Annotated in this window: 1 protein-coding gene and 1 pseudogene; both read right to left on the bottom strand. The window is 43.8% G+C overall.

Annotation, left to right across the window (positions count from 1 at the left end; translation table 11 throughout):
- Positions 1-815: pseudogene (locus tag ACFILL_RS09355) on the bottom strand (phage tail protein); the annotation flags it as partial.
- Positions 812-916, bottom strand: a complete 105-nt coding sequence (locus ACFILL_RS09350; RefSeq protein ID WP_375643847.1) for a GpE family phage tail protein — start codon at positions 914-916, stop codon at positions 812-814. The gene ACFILL_RS09350 and the pseudogene ACFILL_RS09355, both read right to left, overlap by 4 nt.
- Positions 917-963 lie beyond the last annotated feature (47 nt).

The raw sequence follows: 963 nt of genomic DNA, 5'->3' as shown, positions 1-963 counted from the left end.
TCATTAATCACGGGCATGAAACGCGCGCCAATAAAGCTCGCGATACCGCCTATTTTTTTCTTAAAAGCACCAAGCTTATCACTCAAATCTGCTGCATAGCGTGCAACATCGGCACCTATCAGCCATTTTCCTTTTCGCGCCTTTGCAAATAGTTCTTTGATAGGCGCCATGCCTTGTGCAAGCATGGCGGCCATTTCTTTACCATCCCCACCAAACAGCAGAGAAGCAATATGCTCTCTTTGTGCTTGATTTTTCATCTTACTCATCTTGTCAGTAATTTCTTCTAACAAGACAGAAGTGGATTTGAGTTTTCCAGAAGTGTTTTTGACAGAAATGCCAAGCGCTTCAAAGCCCATCATGCCTCTTTTTTGTCCAGCATATGCTTGTGCTGAACGCCTATTTAAAACCGCTAAGGATTGTTGAAAAAGCTCGGCAGAAGTGCCTGAATTATCGGCTGCATCCCCCCATAATTGAAGTGATGCAACACTCATTCCCAAATGCTGTGATGCATGGTGAAGACTATCCCCAAGATGCATGGTTTGCATGGTAACGGAGATCAAGCTTGCCACAAGACCATCACCAGTAAGCCCTAAAGCACCGGTAAATACCGAAGCACGACTTGCCGCTGTACCAAGGGCTCTTTGAACGCCTTTAAGGCATGCTGTCATATTTTTTAGTGCAGCAGAAAAGTGGGGAATATTTAATGTATGCGACAAATTATTAAAAGATTCTTGTATACGTTTGAGAGGTGCGGTGAGTTTGTCCTCAAGAGTCAATTTTACCTTTGCATCGGCACCCTTAGTTGTTTTACTCATTTTGTCTTATACCTTTCTGCTGCTTGTTTTCGCCAGAATATTAATTCTTGTGGTTCCATTTCCATCATGTCTGAAAGGGACCAATGGAACACAATGGTAATATCGGCTATGAGTTTAGCGGCGGTTTCCCAGTCGAGGTATCCCGCCG

It is taken from the genome of Bartonella sp. AP20NXHL (assembly GCF_042196165.1).
Lineage (GTDB): Bacteria > Pseudomonadota > Alphaproteobacteria > Rhizobiales > Rhizobiaceae > Bartonella.
This window is presented reverse-complemented; position numbering and strand designations above follow the sequence as displayed.